This is a genomic window from Vibrio sp. 10N.286.49.C3 (genome assembly GCF_041469545.1).
Taxonomy (GTDB): domain Bacteria; phylum Pseudomonadota; class Gammaproteobacteria; order Enterobacterales; family Vibrionaceae; genus Vibrio; species Vibrio tasmaniensis_A.
This window is the reverse complement of record NZ_JBFRKT010000115.1, coordinates 1-673: the sequence shown is the minus strand read 5'-3', so window position 1 is coordinate 673 and position 673 is coordinate 1. Positions and strand designations below refer to the sequence as shown.

The window sequence follows — 673 nt, the reverse complement described above, 5'->3', positions numbered from 1 at the left end:
TAACGCCCTGTTAAGGTGTGAGCAACGCAATACCAAAGCAGCCGCATACCACCTTAAACACTAAAATCAACGCATAGTGAAAATGCCACGTGTTGCGAATCACTCTTAAACAGTTTGTTATATGAAGTTAGTGCCTAGAAAACCAAGATAGTCTTTCCTGCTCTTCTGGATAAGTCTCACCATAAACACAAGTGTACTGTACTGTGATTGTCGTAGATGCAAGAGATCTTCTGATTTCCTTTTTGATTCGATCATCAAAACCGTCCTCAAATGTTGCTTCAATTAAAATAAACTCATTTTGAGGAGCCAATACACGACCATCTATATTAGCAGCGAACGTGTCCCAAACAATTTCTGATGCTTTATCGCCTAACGACTCAACCAACGTATCGTATTGTTGACCAAACTTATTGATTTCACAGCTTTTAATTATTAATGGACCTAGCCCATAATTTTTCACTTTAACGAAAATCTTGTTTTCGTAGTCTCCCTTTGAAATATGCACAATAGGTCTCAACGACAATTTATTGTGAGTACGTTGAGCTTTAAGTGTTGTATTAGCTACTACGAGTGAAATGACTGATACGATAACAGCACAAATCGCAATTATTTCTGACGGTTTTAATTCTAACCAATCCAAAATGCCACCAAACCTATCTTTTCATATAACGCC

Annotated in this window: 1 protein-coding gene; it reads right to left on the bottom strand. The window is 37.4% G+C overall.

Annotation, left to right across the window (positions count from 1 at the left end; all coding sequences use genetic code 11):
- Nucleotides 1-127 precede the first annotated feature (127 nt).
- Nucleotides 128-640 (bottom strand): hypothetical protein, encoded by a 513-nt coding sequence (locus AB4180_RS22760; RefSeq protein ID WP_102250477.1) that lies wholly within the window; start codon nucleotides 638-640, stop codon nucleotides 128-130.
- Nucleotides 641-673: the final 33 nt, after the last annotated feature.